The organism is Pantoea sp. GM_Pan_3, assembly GCF_026541045.1.
Taxonomy (GTDB): domain Bacteria; phylum Pseudomonadota; class Gammaproteobacteria; order Enterobacterales; family Enterobacteriaceae; genus Pantoea; species Pantoea anthophila.
This window is the reverse complement of record NZ_JALNVA010000008.1, coordinates 175226-189411: the sequence shown is the minus strand read 5'-3', so window position 1 is coordinate 189411 and position 14186 is coordinate 175226. Positions and strand designations below refer to the sequence as shown.

At 56.2% G+C, this 14186-nt stretch carries 15 protein-coding genes; 8 read left to right on the top strand and 7 right to left on the bottom strand.

From position 1 onward, the window contains the following. Nucleotides 1–159 precede the first annotated feature (159 nt). Nucleotides 160–483: a FlxA-like family protein gene (locus OXR04_RS19875; RefSeq protein ID WP_009088860.1), complete on the top strand. Its 324-nt coding sequence runs from the start codon at nt 160–162 to the stop codon at nt 481–483. Here OXR04_RS19875 and OXR04_RS19870 read toward each other — a convergent pair. Next, the gene (locus OXR04_RS19870; RefSeq protein WP_009088859.1) at nt 480–1400 is read right to left on the bottom strand and encodes a LysR family transcriptional regulator; all 921 of its coding nucleotides are present in this window, start codon (nt 1398–1400) and stop codon (nt 480–482) included. The genes OXR04_RS19875 and OXR04_RS19870 overlap by 4 nt on opposite strands. 95 nt (nt 1401–1495) lie before the next feature. Here OXR04_RS19870 and OXR04_RS19865 point away from each other — a divergent pair, with 95 nt between their 5' ends. Then, nucleotides 1496–2506 carry a bile acid:sodium symporter family protein gene (locus OXR04_RS19865; RefSeq protein WP_111208557.1) on the top strand — a complete coding sequence of 337 codons (1011 nt, stop codon included), beginning with the start codon at nt 1496–1498 and terminating at the stop codon, nt 2504–2506. Between the two features lie 28 nt (nt 2507–2534). Here OXR04_RS19865 and OXR04_RS19860 read toward each other — a convergent pair whose 3' ends face one another. From OXR04_RS19860 to zipA, 3 genes are all read right to left on the bottom strand, one after another. After that, a complete protein-coding gene (locus OXR04_RS19860; RefSeq protein ID WP_009088854.1) occupies nt 2535–2753 on the bottom strand; it encodes a DUF3820 family protein in 219 nt (72 codons plus the stop codon). A gap of 1 nt (nt 2754) precedes the next feature. Further along, nucleotides 2755–4773 carry an NAD-dependent DNA ligase LigA gene (gene ligA, locus OXR04_RS19855; protein ID WP_009088853.1) on the bottom strand — a complete coding sequence of 673 codons (2019 nt, stop codon included), beginning with the start codon at nt 4771–4773 and terminating at the stop codon, nt 2755–2757. Nucleotides 4774–4848: 75 nt separating this feature from the next. Beyond that, entirely contained in the window at nt 4849–5862 is a 1014-nt protein-coding gene (gene zipA, locus OXR04_RS19850) for a cell division protein ZipA (RefSeq protein WP_267372639.1), read from the bottom strand. Nucleotides 5863–6080: 218 nt separating this feature from the next. Here zipA and cysZ point away from each other — a divergent pair, with 218 nt between their 5' ends. The 6 genes from cysZ to crr all read left to right on the top strand — a co-directional run bounded on the left by cysZ (nt 6081) and on the right by crr (nt 11035). Then, entirely contained in the window at nt 6081–6848 is a 768-nt protein-coding gene (gene cysZ, locus OXR04_RS19845) for a sulfate transporter CysZ (protein ID WP_046102335.1), read from the top strand. A gap of 141 nt (nt 6849–6989) precedes the next feature. Continuing rightward, on the top strand, nt 6990–7958 hold the full coding sequence (gene cysK / locus OXR04_RS19840; RefSeq protein WP_009088849.1) for a cysteine synthase A: 969 nt from the start codon (nt 6990–6992) through the stop codon (nt 7956–7958). A 20-nt stretch (nt 7959–7978) separates the two neighbouring features. Then, nucleotides 7979–8173, top strand: a complete 195-nt coding sequence (locus tag OXR04_RS19835; RefSeq protein WP_111207812.1) for a hypothetical protein — start codon at nt 7979–7981, stop codon at nt 8171–8173. Nucleotides 8174–8345: 172 nt separating this feature from the next. Further along, a complete protein-coding gene (ptsH, locus tag OXR04_RS19830) occupies nt 8346–8603 on the top strand; it encodes a phosphocarrier protein Hpr (protein ID WP_003848868.1) in 258 nt (85 codons plus the stop codon). 161 nt (nt 8604–8764) lie between these two features. Continuing rightward, nucleotides 8765–10492, top strand: a complete 1728-nt coding sequence (gene ptsI / locus OXR04_RS19825; RefSeq protein WP_009088845.1) for a phosphoenolpyruvate-protein phosphotransferase PtsI — start codon at nt 8765–8767, stop codon at nt 10490–10492. 42 nt (nt 10493–10534) lie between these two features. Then, the gene (crr, locus tag OXR04_RS19820; protein WP_009088842.1) at nt 10535–11035 is read left to right on the top strand and encodes a PTS glucose transporter subunit IIA; all 501 of its coding nucleotides are present in this window, start codon (nt 10535–10537) and stop codon (nt 11033–11035) included. A 62-nt stretch (nt 11036–11097) separates the two neighbouring features. On the opposite strand, the gene OXR04_RS19815 is transcribed toward crr, so the two are convergent. The 3 genes from OXR04_RS19815 to cysM all read right to left on the bottom strand — a co-directional run bounded on the left by OXR04_RS19815 (nt 11098) and on the right by cysM (nt 14157). Next, nucleotides 11098–12429, bottom strand: coding sequence for an ATP-binding protein (locus tag OXR04_RS19815; RefSeq protein ID WP_267372638.1), 1332 nt, complete (start codon nt 12427–12429; stop codon nt 11098–11100). Beyond that, complete coding sequence (locus tag OXR04_RS19810; RefSeq protein ID WP_009088840.1) at nt 12426–13106, bottom strand: response regulator transcription factor; 681 nt, start codon at nt 13104–13106, stop codon at nt 12426–12428. Before OXR04_RS19810 ends, OXR04_RS19815 begins: the two co-directional genes overlap by 4 nt. 166 nt (nt 13107–13272) lie before the next feature. Further along, the gene (gene cysM / locus OXR04_RS19805; RefSeq protein ID WP_046102338.1) at nt 13273–14157 is read right to left on the bottom strand and encodes a cysteine synthase CysM; all 885 of its coding nucleotides are present in this window, start codon (nt 14155–14157) and stop codon (nt 13273–13275) included. Nucleotides 14158–14186: the final 29 nt, after the last annotated feature.

Below are 14186 nucleotides of genomic sequence, written 5' to 3'. Positions count from 1 at the left end.
AATGACGACTCCCCTCAGAAAGGGGCTTTCAGAAGAAGAATCTGCTTTTTTACTCCCCTGCTCTTTTTGACACTTCAGTTATTCCTGCCTGCGCCGATAACCTTATAGACGAACTACAGGGAGAAAATGATGTCCTCAATAGCCGGAGTTTTAAAAGTTATGTCAGGTGGCGGTGACAGCGGCGGCGGCAGTATCGCCTCGCAGATCGCCGCACTGAATAAACAGATTCAGAGCGTGATGAAAAAAGTCAAAGAGCTGGCCGACAACCACGATCTTGACGAAGACCAGAAATCTAAAATAGCGCAGATGTACCAGTCGCAGATCACCATGCTGGAAGCGCAGATTGCTCAGCTGCAAAAGAAACAGGCTGAGCAGGCCGAAAAGGCGCAGCAGAAAAGCGACAGCGTTAACCCGGTCAGTGAAAGCAAGGCGAACGGGATTAACCGCCCGACTGACAAAAATAATGTCGATGTCTATATCTAAAACGCGGGCGTAATGGCCCGCTGTTGCGCCAGCAGCGCCGCCTGCTGGCGCACCTCCTGCCAGATGGCTTCGGCGGCGGGCGTCAGCGAGCGGTTTTTGCGTTTAATGAGGGTCAGACTTCGATTGATCTCGGGATAAAGCCGCCGCACGGTGAGCGCGCGATCCGCCGGCAGAGGTAATGCCAGTGCGGGCAGAATACTGATACCAATCCCTACCTGCACCATCGGAAACAGCGTGGCAGGATGACCAATCTCCTGCACCACCTCTGCCTGAATATTCTGCTGCTGCATGGCTGCATCAATCAGTACCCGACTGCCGGATGCATAATCCTGCAACACCAGCGTGCGCCCCTCCAGCATCGACCATTCCGCCCTGTCCACCCGCGCCAGCGGATCATCATCCCGGCACAGCAGTAAGAAAGGCTCATCGAGAATGGCAATCGTGTCAAAATCGCTGTCGCGCAGCGGCCCGATTACGATGCCAAAATCGACTTCGGCGTTTCGCACACTTTGCAGCACCCACTGCTGCGCGCGGTCGTGCAGTATCACTTTAATGTCGGGGAAGTGCTGCTGGCTGGCCGCCAGACACTGAGGCATCAGATGCGCGGAAATCGTCTGGCTGGCTGCCACCCGCACGGTGCCGCTGCGCTGTTCGCCAAAACTGCGGATATCCAGCAGCGTGGTATTAATCTCCTCCAGCAGACGTTCCATGCGGGATGCCAGCTGTTTTCCTGCCTCGGTCAGCATCACCTCGCGCGTGGTGCGATCCAGCAGCCGCACGCCAGTTTCCGCCTCCAGCTCTTTAATGCTGTGACTCACCGCCGACTGGCTCAGGCCTATCGCCTGCCCCGCCTGACTGAATCCACCATAATGTGCCACCGCAATGAAAGTCCGCAATTGACGCAGGGTATAATTCATCGATTACGCTCATAGATTAATGCAATAAATCAATTTTATTTCTAAAAATGATTCCCGCACAATCGGCCTATTGAAAAATTTACCGGATTTTAACAATGGGATTTTTAAAACTTGATCCGATGATGGTTAAGCTCATCATCACCGTGCTGCTGGCCACCTTCCTGCCTGCCAGAGGGATCTACGTCGATATCTTCAGCTACCTCGCCACCGCGGCTATCGCACTGCTGTTCTTTATGCACGGTGCCAAGCTGTCGCGGGAGAAGATCATTGCGGGAAGCAGCCACTGGCAGCTGCATCTCTGGATCATGTTCAGCACCTTTGTGCTCTTTCCGGCGCTGGGCATGCTGCTGGTCTGGTGGCATCCGGTTGATGTCGGTCCGGAAATTTATACCGGCTTTATCTATCTCTGTATCCTGCCTGCCACCGTGCAGTCCGCCATCGCATTTACCTCGATGGCTGGCGGTAACGTCGCGGCCGCCGTGTGCAGCGCCTCGGCATCCAGCCTGCTGGGGGTCTTCATCTCCCCGTTGCTGGTAAATGTGGTGATGGATATCCACAGCAGCGCGCCGACTGACGGTCTGGAGCAGATCGGTAAGATTATGCTGCAACTGATGGTGCCGTTCATACTGGGCCATCTTTCACGCCGCTGGATCGGCGGCTGGGTTGAAAAGCACCGCAGCCTGATTGGCAAAACTGACCAGACCTCGATTCTGCTGGTAGTCTACAGTGCCTTCAGTGAGGCGGTAGTGAACGGCATCTGGCATCGCGTGGGCGTGATTACCCTGCTCTGGATTGTGGCGGGCTCCATTCTGCTGCTGGCCACCGTGCTGATTATCAACCTGCTGGCTTCGCGCCTGTTCCGCTTCAAACGCGCCGATGAGATTGTGGTGCTGTTTTGTGGATCGAAGAAGAGTCTGGCGAATGGAGTACCCATGGCAAATATTCTGTTCCCGGCCAGTACCGTGGGGATTATCGTGCTGCCTCTGATGATCTTCCATCAGGTTCAGCTGATGGTCTGTTCGTTCATCGCCGGACGCTACAAGAAGAGCGGTGAGAAAAAGCAGGCTTTAGAGGTGAAAACCTCCGTGATGGAGTCGCAGAAATAGTCTGCATGGCCCGCCTGTGCGGGCCACGTTATTTCCGGGTCTGAAGCGGCTTCACCAGCCCCTCCAGACCTTCGATTTTTATCGTCAGCGTGAGCTGCATCAGGTCACCCAGCTGGCCGGAGGGGAAGTCGCCACTGCGGGCAAACCACAGCAGGTAGGGTTCAGGCAGATCGATCAGCATCCGCCCTTTATATTTCCCAAACGGCATCGCCGTGTTCGCTATCGCTACCAGCTGATGCTTATCCATCTCAGGCACCCAGCAGACGGATCATTTCAGCTTCATCGATCACCTCGATGCCCAGCTCCTGCGCTTTCGCCAGCTTGGAACCCGCCGCTTCACCGGCAATCAGCAGATCCGTTTTCTTCGACACGCTGCCGCTGACTTTAGCTCCCAGCGCGATCAGCTGTGCTTTGGCATCGTCGCGGTTCATCTGCGACAGCGAACCGGTCAGCACCACGGTTTTCCCGGCAAACGGACTGTCAATCTCTTCGGCTTTCACCACCACAACAGCCGGCCAGTGAACACCGATATCGTCCGTCAGCTGGCGGATGACCTCGCGGTTGCTCTCCTCTTCCATAAAGTTGCGAACGTGCGCGGCGACGACCTTACCCACATCCGGCACGGCAATCAGTGCCTCCAGATCGGCATCCATCACCTTCTGCAGCTCACCAAAGTGGTTTGCCAGATTGGCGGCGGTGGCTTCGCCCACTTCACGGATCCCCAGCGCATAGAGGAAACGCGCCAGCGTCGTCGACTTCGCTTTTTCCAGCGCATCCACCACGTTCTGCGCCGATTTTGGCCCCATGCGATCCAGCCCGGTCAGCTTACCCGCCGTGAGACGGAAGAGATCGGCGGGGGTCGAGACATACTCTTTCTCCACCAGCTGGTCGATAATCTTATCGCCCATGCCGTCGACATCGAGCGCCCGGCGCGAGACAAAATGCTTCAGCGCCTCTTTTCGCTGCGCGCCGCAAATCAGACCGCCGGTGCAGCGCGTGACCGATTCACCTTCGACCCGTTCCACCTCAGAACCACAGACCGGGCAGTGAGCAGGAAACACCACTTCACGCGTCTCTTCAGGACGTTCAGCGGTGACCACATTCACGACCTGCGGGATCACATCGCCTGCACGGCGAATCACGACCCGGTCCCCGATGCGCAGTCCCAGCCGCGCGATTTCATCGGCGTTGTGCAGCGTGGCGTTGCTGACAATCACACCCGCTACCTGCACCGGCTCCAGGCGGGCGACAGGAGTGATAGCTCCGGTGCGGCCAACCTGGAACTCGACATCCCGCACCCAGGTCAGCTGCTCCTGCGCCGGGAATTTAAAGGCTATCGCCCAGCGCGGCGCACGCGCCACAAAGCCCAGCTGTTCCTGCTGCGCCTGTGAATCGACTTTGATGACCACGCCATCGATATCAAATCCGAGACTGGGGCGCTGTTGCTCAACGTCGTGATAAAAAGCCAGCGCCTCTTCCGCATTATGCACCAGCTTAATGCGGTCGCTGACCGGCAGCCCCCAGGCTTTGAACTGCTGCAGGCGTGCCATGTGACTGTGCGGCATCTCGCCGCCTTCCAGCAGGCCGAAACCGTAGCAGAAGAAGGTCAGCGGACGTTTTGCAGTGATGCGCGGATCAAGCTGACGCAGCGAACCTGCCGCTGCGTTGCGCGGGTTAGCAAAGACTTTGCCGTCCGTGCGGCGCGCTTCCTCATTCAGCTTTTCGAAGCCGCGCTGCGTCATAAAGACTTCGCCACGCACTTCCAGCCGCGCCGGGATGTTGTCACCTTTAAGACGCAGCGGAATAGCGCGAATGGTGCGCACGTTGGCGGTAATATTCTCGCCGGTGGTGCCGTCTCCCCGCGTTGCGGCCTGAACCAGCAGCCCGTTTTCATACATCAGGCTGACCGCTAAGCCATCGAGTTTAAGTTCACAGCAGTAGGTAATCTCTTCACTGCTTTTCAGCCGATCGCGCACCCGCTTGTTGAAGGCCATAAAGGTCGCTTCATCGAAGGCGTTATCCAGCGACAGCATCGGGACTTCATGGCGAACCTGTTCAAACACCGTTAGCGGCGCAGCGCCGACGCGCTGGGTTGGTGAGTCCGGCGTAATCAGATCGGGATGATCCGCTTCCAGCTGGCGCAGCTCACGCATCAGGCGGTCATATTCGGCATCCGGCACTTCCGGTGCATCCATGACGTGATAGAGGTATTCGTGATGACGCAACGTAGTGCGCAGTTCGGTGATGTGATCCTGGACGGATTTCATAAAGCCCCATCAGATAAAAAACCCCCGACATGCGGGGGTTTGTTTTAACAGCTCAGATAGCGGTTTGCGCCGTGGTCAGACACCGACCACATCGCGAATACGCGCCTTGTAAGTTTCCAGCTTCTGCGGCGTCATCATGCGACGTTCATCATCCAGCACTACGCCGCCAACATCATCAGCGATGCGCTGTGCCGACTGCAGCATCAGCTTGAAGTTCTGATTCGCATCGCCATAGGAAGGCACCATCATAAAGATAGAGATACCCGGCGTGCTGAAATCTGTCATCAGGTCAGGGTTAAACGAGCCAGGCTTGACCATATTGGCCAGACTGAACAGGACCGGACCACTGCCTGCCGGACTGAGATGGCGATGAAAGATGTTCATCTCACCAAACTGGAAGCCCGCCTGCAGAATCCCCTGAAGGAGAGCCTCACCATTGAGTTCGCCACCCGAGTGTGCGGCAACATGCAGAACCAGCACGGCTTCTTTCGGCTTCTCTGCCGGTGCGGCAGGTGCAGACGGCGGAACGGGAGTCGGTTTTGGCGCCTGAGTGATTTCAGGCTGCGGCTCGGGTTCAGCCTGGTACTGCGGTGCGGGCTGCACCGATTCCAGCGGGTCCAGGTCCAGCAGCGGATCGGCCTGCACAGGCGGTGCGACAAAAGCAGGCGCAGGCTGTTGCTGCTGACGAGCCGGTTCCGGACGCGGCTGAGGAGCAGGCTGCGGTGCGGGGCTGAAAAGCGGATCGCTTTCCGGTTCGGCTTGCGGAGCAGGTCGTGGCGCAGGCTGACGAACAGGCTCAGCAGGCGCGGGCTTACGCGGCGCAACCGGCTGGGATTCGCGAATATCATCGAAACGCGGTTCCTGATGGTTGCTGCGTTCAGCGCGAACACGAACTTCGCCGACGCCATCATCTTCGTCGTCGATCAGGTCCGGCTCATCATGTTCATCACGTTGTTTCAGACGTTTGTGCGGGCGATCGCGGAACACTGACGAACGCTCTTTACGGCTGGTCCACAGTCCGTGAAGAAGGAGCGCTATTATGGCGATCGCGCCAACAACGATTAATATCAGACGCAAATCCTGCATCATTGTATTCTCTGTTGTTCCAATACCTTGCCACCGCGGCAAACTTTATCCTCTAACTGTATTTGCCCTGCTACACAAGTGCAAGTCTGTGCACTATTTTCTAACAAATAAGATAGGCAACCCACGCTTTTTCGCTGTTTTTTTACCCAAACGGCACCTGGCCTGGGGAAAAAGCCAGGTTATAGTGGGCCCGCCCTATTACCTTCAGGAGAATTGCCTATATGGCCCTTGAGAAGTCCGTCTCAGATTTTAACGGCATACACTACTTCAGCCAGGGCTGGAAACTGATGCGTCTGCCTGGCATTCGTCGCTTTGTGGTCATGCCGCTGCTGATCAACATTCTGATGCTGGGTGGCGCATTCATCTGGCTTTTCTACCGTCTGGGTGACTGGATCCCGCGACTGATGGCCTCGATTCCGGACTGGCTGCAGTGGCTCAGCTATCTGTTATGGCCACTGTCGGTGATTGCGATTGTGCTGGTCTTCAGCTACTTCTTTTCCACCCTCGCTAACCTTATCGCCGCACCGTTTTGCGGCCTGCTGGCCGAGCAGCTTGAGGGACGCCTGACCGGTAAACCGCTGCCTGACAGCGGCTGGGCGGGACTGATTAAAGATGTGCCGCGCATCATGAAGCGCGAGCTGCAAAAGCTGGGCTACTACCTGCCACGTGCGGTAGGACTGCTGCTGCTCTACTTTATCCCGGGTTTCGGCCAGACGGTTGCGCCCGTACTGTGGTTCCTGTTCAGCGCCTGGATGCTCGCGATCCAGTATTGCGACTACCCCTTCGATAATCACAAAGTGCCTTTTCAGCAGATGCGTAACGCCCTGCGTCGGCATAAAACCGCCAATATGCAGTTTGGTGCACTTACCAGTCTGTTTACCATGATCCCGGTGCTGAACCTGGTCATCATGCCGGTGGCCGTCTGCGGGGCCACAGCGATGTGGGTCGATCGCTACCGGCAGCAACTGGCGCGGCAGGAAGTGCGCTGAATATATCAGCGCGCCTTATGCTCTTTTTAACAAGGCTTATTGCCGGGTGACATATAGATATGCGATTTCTTTCCTTCCGCCCCCAGGCAGAACAGGTATGCTCATAGGGTTCCCAATAATTCATACAGTTAAGGACAGGCTATGAGTAAGATCTACGAAGACAACTCTTTGACAATTGGTCATACGCCATTGGTTCGACTGAACCGCATCGGTAACGGCCGCATCCTTGCGAAAGTTGAATCCCGTAACCCGAGCTTCAGCGTAAAATGCCGTATCGGTGCCAATATGATTTGGGACGCAGAGAAACGCGGTATTCTGAAACCGGGTATTGAACTGGTTGAACCGACCAGCGGCAATACCGGGATTGCCCTCGCCTATGTGGCCGCCGCGCGCGGTTATAAACTGACCCTGACCATGCCTGAGACGATGTCCGTTGAGCGTCGTAAGCTGCTGAAAGCGCTGGGCGCGAATCTGGTCCTGACTGAAGGTGCCAAAGGCATGAAAGGGGCTATCGGCAAAGCTGAAGAGATTGTTGCAAGCGACCCGGATAAATATGTCCTGCTGCAGCAGTTCAGCAACCCGGCTAACCCGGAGATCCATGAAAAGACCACCGGCCCGGAAATCTGGGAAGATACCGACGGCGAAGTGGATGTCTTTATTGCTGGTGTCGGCACCGGCGGTACGCTGACCGGCGTGAGCCGCTACATCAAGAACACCAAAGGTAAAAAAGATCTGATCACCGTCGCGGTGGAGCCAACCGATTCGCCGGTCATTGCTCAGGCCCTGGCAGGAGCGGAGATCAAACCTGGCCCTCACAAAATTCAGGGGATCGGCGCAGGCTTTATTCCGGGCAACCTTGAGCTGAATCTGGTTGATCGGGTTGTGGCTATCACGAATGAGGAAGCGATCAGCACCGCGCGTCTGCTGATGGAGCAGGAAGGCATTCTGGCCGGTATCTCCTCCGGTGCTGCGGTCGCCGCCGCACTGAAGTTGCAGGAAGAGGAAACCTTCGCCAACAAGAATATCGTGGTGATTCTCCCCTCCTCAGGTGAACGCTATCTGAGTACCGCTTTGTTCGCCGATCTCTTTACAGAAAAAGAGCTGCAGTAGTCGGGGCAGAAAGTCTGAAAATGCCGCAAAAAGCACCCGCCCGGGTGCTTTTTTGTGGCGCAGATCTCACTTTCACCACCCGGCAGATTGATTTCAGTGACGCCGCTCTGGTATTTAGACTGCCAATTATTTCGATGCCTGAAATTAATCCGCGTTTGAAGTGGATCAAGCTGAATCGATTTACGGATTCAGTGAAACGGCGAATCACGGCATAATTAACCGGTGACGTGTAGAATCGGTTTTACGACGCAACGGAATGTCGATTTGACGCATGCGCGTCCTGGGTCAGCATGAAGCTATACCCGCGCACCGACACAGGCTAAAGTGAAGGCTCCAGGCTAGACTTTAGATCCATAACACTCATTCTGATAACGTTGGGGAAATAGAATGTTCCAGCAAGAAGTTACCATTACTGCACCAAACGGTCTGCATACTCGCCCAGCAGCGCAATTCGTTAAAGAAGCCAAAGCTTTCCAGTCAGAAATCACTGTGACCTCTAACGGTAAATCTGCCAGCGCCAAGAGCCTGTTCAAGCTGCAGACACTGGGTTTAACGCAGGGAACCGTTGTGACCCTGTCAGCAGAAGGCGAAGACGAACAGAAAGCAGTTGAGCATCTGGTCAAACTGATGGCTGAACTGGAGTAATCTCCGCTCAGCTCTCCAGCCAATCGACTCCTCTGCGCCATTGAGTGCAAACATCTTGATCGCGGACAATCTGTCCGCGTTATTGCTTTCGTAGAGTACGTGTCCCGCGACAATGGCACCGCAAAGAGTCCCATCAGCCATCGTGATTAAAAGGTAGCGTTATGATTTCAGGCATTTTAGCATCACCAGGTATCGCTTTCGGCAAAGCACTGCTGCTGAAAGAAGACGAGATCGTCATCAACCGTAAAAAAATTTCTGATGACCAGGTTGAGCAGGAAGTTCAGCGCTTCCTCGATGGTCGCGGTAAAGCGGCACAGCAACTGGAAGCGATTCGCGTCAAAGCGGGTGAAACCCTCGGTGAAGAGAAAGCTGCGATCTTCGAAGGCCACATTATGTTGCTGGAAGATGAAGAGCTGGAGCAGGAAATCATCGACCTGATCAAAAAAGATCACGCCTCTGCCGATGCTGCTGTCGACTCGGTTATCGATGGTCAGGCGAAAGCGCTGGAAGAGTTAGACGATGAGTATCTGAAAGAGCGTGCGGCTGACGTGCGCGACATCGGTAAGCGTCTGCTGCAAAACATCCTCGGTCTGCATATCGTTGACCTGAGCGCCATTCCGGATGAATCCATTCTGGTAGCAAAAGATTTAACGCCGTCAGAAACCGCACAGCTGAACCTGAAAAAAGTGCTGGGCTTTATTACCGATCTGGGTGGCCGTACCTCACATACCTCAATCATGGCGCGCTCGCTGGAGATCCCAGCCATTGTCGGCACCGGCAATGTCACCGTCACGGTTAAAAACGGCGACTTCCTGATTCTGGATGGTGTGAACAACGCGATTCACGTCAATCCTTCTGACGCCGTTCAGGAAGAGCTGAAAGCCGTACAGAACCAGTATCTGTCGGAAAAACACGAATTAGCCAAGCTGAAAGACCTGCCTGCGGTCACGCTGGATGGTCATCAGGTTGAAGTCTGCGCCAACATCGGCACCGTGCGCGACGTCGCCGGCGCAGAGCGCAACGGCGCAGAAGGCGTGGGACTTTACCGCACCGAGTTCCTGTTCATGGACCGTGATGCGCTGCCGACCGAAGAAGAGCAGTTCCAGGCGTATAAAGCCGTCGCTGAAGCCATGGGTTCACAGGCCGTTATCGTCCGTACCATGGATATCGGCGGTGACAAAGATCTGCCTTACATGAACCTGCCGAAAGAGGAAAACCCTTTCCTCGGCTGGCGCGCTATCCGTATCGCCATGGACCGCAAAGAGATTCTGCATGCGCAGCTGCGTGCTATCCTGCGCGCCTCCTCCTTCGGCAAACTGCGCATTATGTTCCCGATGATCATTTCCGTTGAAGAAGTGCGTTCGCTGAAAGCGGAACTGGAACTGCTGAAAGCGCAGCTGCGTGAAGAAGGCAAAGCGTTCGACGAGTCCATCGAAGTCGGTATTATGGTGGAAACCCCGGCGTCAGCGGTGATTGCACGTCATCTGGCGAAAGAAGTCGACTTCTTCAGTATTGGGACAAACGACCTGACGCAGTATACTCTGGCGGTCGATCGTGGTAACGATTTGATTTCGCACCTGTACAATCCAATGACGCCGTCTGTGCTTAACTTAATTAAGCAAGTCATTGATGCATCTCACGCTGAAGGTAAATGGACCGGCATGTGTGGTGAGCTGGCAGGTGATGAACGTGCTACACTACTGTTACTGGGAATGGGGCTGGACGAGTTCAGCATGAGTGCCATTTCTATCCCTGGCATCAAGAAAATCATTCGTAATACTAATTTTGAAGATGCGAAGGCATTGGCAGAGCAGGCACTGGCTCAACCGACAGCGGAAGATTTAATGAACCTGGTGAACAAGTTCATTAAAGAAAAAACGCTCTGCTAATCTGCATGATGCTGGCCCCAAATTACTGCTTAGGAGAAGATCATGGGTTTGTTTTCTAAACTTTTTGGCGAAAAAACGGATAGCGCTGGGACAATCGATATCGTAGCGCCTCTGTCAGGCGAAATTGTGAATATTGAAGACGTACCAGATGTGGTGTTTGCAGAAAAAATCGTGGGCGACGGTATCGCGATCAAACCGACTGGCAACAAAATGGTTGCGCCGGTGGATGGCACTATCGGTAAGATTTTTGAAACCAACCATGCTTTTTCAATCGAATCGGACAACGGCATTGAGCTGTTCGTGCATTTCGGTATCGATACGGTTGAACTGAAAGGTGAAGGCTTCAAACGCATCGCTGAAGAAGGCCAGAAGGTCAAAAAAGGCGACGTCGTTATCGAGTTCGATCTGCCATTGCTGGAAGAGAAAGCGAAATCAACCCTGACTCCGGTTGTTATCTCCAACATGGATGAAATCAAGGAACTGATTAAGCTCTCTGGCCAGGTCACCGTCGGCGAAACGCCGGTGATTCGCATCAGAAAATAAGGCTTTGTTCCTGCTCTGACGGCACCTTCGGGTGCCGTTTTCGTTTCTGCTCTCTGCGCTTTTCAGGAGGGCCAGTGCGGCAGCCGCAGCGTCAGTTCCAGCCCTCCTTCCGGCCGGTTCCGTGCCTCGACTTCACCCTGATGCGCCAGCACCACTTTGCGGACGATCGCCAGCCCGAGGCCATAGCCCTTTCCCATCAGCGGTGAGTTGACCCGCACAAACGGGTCAAAGATGCTGGAGAGTTTCTCTTCATCGACACCCGGCCCCTGATCGCGCACCTGAATTTCCAGCCACTGCTGCGCGGTGCGCAGTTCAACCTCGATCCGCTGGCCTGGCAGGGAAAAGCGCAGCGCGTTGCGTAACACATTCTCGGTGGCGCGCCGTATCAGTTCGGCATTGCCACGCACGGTGTAATCGGCCCGATCGTCCACCTGAAACGCCACCTGCACGCCGGGGAGCTGCGCTTCATAGCGGACATCGGTGATCACCGCCTCCAGCAGGCCGGTGAGGTCAAAGTACTGCTCATCCGGAATACTTTCATGCTCAGCCCGCGACAGCGTCAGCAGTTCACCGATCATCTTATCCAGCCGGCGCGCCTCTTCGTCGATACGATCGAGCGAACTGTGCACGTTTTCTGGCGTCTGTCTGGCCAGCCCGGTCGCCAGCTGCAGGCGCGCCAGCGGTGAACGCAGCTCGTGTGAGATATCGTGCAGCAGCTCTTCGCGCGCGTGGACCAGGGTCTCCAGCCGCTCAGCCATGGTATCGAAGGCCCGGGCGACATCAGAAATCTCATCATGCCGTTTACGCATCACCGGAAAAAGCCGCACGCTTAAATCGCCCTCTGCGACCCGGGAGAACCCTTCGCGCAGCTGACGCATGGGTCGCGTCAGATTCCAGGCGAGCAGCAGGCTGAAGAGTAATCCTACCGAACCGGCGAAAACAAACATCGGTTCAGGGATATTGAGGAATTTGCGCGGCATGCTGTTCATCATGCTCTCTTTTCGCATGCCATCGATGTCATAGCGCAGCTGATACCCTTTTCCATCGGCGCCGCGCACCCAGCGTTTACTTTCGGCGGGCCGATGCGCCTCCCCATCCGGGTTAGCCTGTGCAGGCGACGGTTGCGCCTGTGGCAGGATGTGGAAAAACTGCCGGTCACGTTCGTCCCAGCCCGACAGCATCGCGTTCAGCGCCTCAGGCCCGTTCTGCGCCAGCACCGTCGCCGCCGAGGTGAGTTGCAGATCGGCCACGCGGCGGACCGCCACCAGCTCAGGCGGCTCGTGTCGTCTACCGGAGAGCGAAAAGCCGAGCCAGATAAGCTGACTGATGATGACAAAGACGATCCAGAAGCCGATAAAGATCTTCCAGAACAGGCGTCCACGGTAGTGCCTCATCGGATGCGATAACCGATACTACGAACGGTTTCGATCGTAATGCTATCAGCGGTTAAGGCACTGAGCTTCTGACGGATGTTGCTGATATGCACATCGACGCTGCGATCATACGCCTCGCGCGGGCGACCAAGTCCCTTCTCCGACAGCTCATCTTTTGAGACCACCCTGTCCGGGGCGCGCATCAGCAGTTCCAGCAGATTAAATTCTGAGGCGGTGAGATCGAAGGCTTTCTCCTGCCATTCACTGATACGGGTGGCGGGATTGAGGGTCAGCGCCCCCCAGCGCAGCGGCTCCTGGCTATCCGGCTGCGGAGCCTGCTCTTCGAAACGCCGCAGCACCGCCCGCAGACGTGCCACCAGCTCGCGCGGATAGCAGGGCTTGGGCATATAGTCATCGGCCCCCATCTCCAGACCGATTACGCGGTCAATGTTATCGCCTTTGGCGGTCAGCATAATCACTGGTATGCGGCTGTTCTGACGCACCTGGCGCAGAACGTCAATGCCACTCATGTCGGGCAGCATGATGTCCAGGATCATCGCGGTGAACTGGCCGGAGAGCGCGCCCTGAATCCCGGCGCTGCCGGTCAGCACCAGCTGAGCATCGAAGCCTTCCGCAATCAGGTACTGGCTTAACATCGTGCCCAGCTCTACATCATCATCTACAAGCAGAATTTTCATGGTCATTTCTCCGGAGAACGGGCGCTATTTTCACCTGTGCGGCCGATCGGCGCAGCCTGATTTACGTGATCCTTACAGATTCACACTCGCTGGCACAGTAAACCGGGCAAAAAAAAGGCCTGTGGGCAGCAGACGCTTCACAGGCCAGGTTTCGCATCCGCAGCGGTTACGGGTGATAGAGACCGGTCGAGAGATAACGATCGCCGCGATCGCAGGCGATCGCCACCACCACGCTTCCCGGATTTGCCTCGGCGATGCGCAGTGCACCCGCCACCGCGCCGCCTGAACTGACGCCACAGAAGATGCCCTCACGGCGTGCCAGCGCCCGCATGGTCTCCTCCGCTTCCTTCTGCGTCATATCGATGACGTCATCCACCAGATTGGGACGGTAGATCCCCGGCAGATAGGCCAGCGGCCAGCGACGGATGCCCGGAATGCTGCTGCCCTCGCTGGGCTGTAAGCCAATGACCTGCACGCCGGTGTTGTGCTCTTTCAGGTAGCGTCCCACGCCGGTGATCGTGCCGGTGGTGCCCATACTGGAGACAAAATGGGTCATACGCTGATTCGACTGCTGCCACAGCTCCGGGCCGGTGGTCTGATAGTGGCCCAGCGGATTATCGGGATTGTTGAACTGATCCAGCACCCGGCCCTCGCCGCGTGCCGCCATCGCCTGCGCCAGATCGCGCGCTCCTTCCATTCCCTGCTCGCGCGGCACCAGTATCAGCTCTGCGCCATAGGCACGCATCGCATCCTGCCGCTCCTGACTCATGTTGTCCGGCATCAGCAGGCGCATACGGTAGCCTTTCATCGCGGCGATCATCGCCAGCGCAATGCCGGTGTTGCCACTGGTGGCTTCGATCAGCTGATCGCCGGGCGTGATATCTCCGCGCAGCTCCGCCTGATTGATCATCGACCAGGCCGCACGATCCTTGACCGAACCCGCCGGATTGTTGCCTTCCAGCTTAAGCCAGACCTCACTGCCGTTAGCGGGCGTCAGGCGCTGTAACCTGACCAGCGGGGTATTGCCGATGGTATTTTCGAGAGTCGTCACGGTACGGTTCCTGGCTTAATGCAAACAGA

Coding starts and splice junctions, on each gene's coding strand:
- OXR04_RS19870 (WP_009088859.1), bottom strand. CDS start 1,400: ATGAATTATACCCTGCGTCAATTGCGGACTTTCATTGCGGTGGCACAT.
- zipA (WP_267372639.1), bottom strand. CDS start 5,862: ATGATGCAGGATTTGCGTCTGATATTAATCGTTGTTGGCGCGATCGCC.
- ptsI (WP_009088845.1), top strand. CDS start 8,765: ATGATTTCAGGCATTTTAGCATCACCAGGTATCGCTTTCGGCAAAGCA.
- OXR04_RS19860 (WP_009088854.1), bottom strand. CDS start 2,753: ATGGATAAGCATCAGCTGGTAGCGATAGCGAACACGGCGATGCCGTTT.
- OXR04_RS19810 (WP_009088840.1), bottom strand. CDS start 13,106: ATGAAAATTCTGCTTGTAGATGATGATGTAGAGCTGGGCACGATGTTA.
- OXR04_RS19815 (WP_267372638.1), bottom strand. CDS start 12,429: ATGAGGCACTACCGTGGACGCCTGTTCTGGAAGATCTTTATCGGCTTC.
- OXR04_RS19835 (WP_111207812.1), top strand. CDS start 7,979: ATGCCGCAAAAAGCACCCGCCCGGGTGCTTTTTTGTGGCGCAGATCTC.
- ptsH (WP_003848868.1), top strand. CDS start 8,346: ATGTTCCAGCAAGAAGTTACCATTACTGCACCAAACGGTCTGCATACT.
- cysK (WP_009088849.1), top strand. CDS start 6,990: ATGAGTAAGATCTACGAAGACAACTCTTTGACAATTGGTCATACGCCA.
- OXR04_RS19865 (WP_111208557.1), top strand. CDS start 1,496: ATGGGATTTTTAAAACTTGATCCGATGATGGTTAAGCTCATCATCACC.
- OXR04_RS19875 (WP_009088860.1), top strand. CDS start 160: ATGTCAGGTGGCGGTGACAGCGGCGGCGGCAGTATCGCCTCGCAGATC.
- ligA (WP_009088853.1), bottom strand. CDS start 4,773: ATGAAATCCGTCCAGGATCACATCACCGAACTGCGCACTACGTTGCGT.
- crr (WP_009088842.1), top strand. CDS start 10,535: ATGGGTTTGTTTTCTAAACTTTTTGGCGAAAAAACGGATAGCGCTGGG.
- cysZ (WP_046102335.1), top strand. CDS start 6,081: ATGGCCCTTGAGAAGTCCGTCTCAGATTTTAACGGCATACACTACTTC.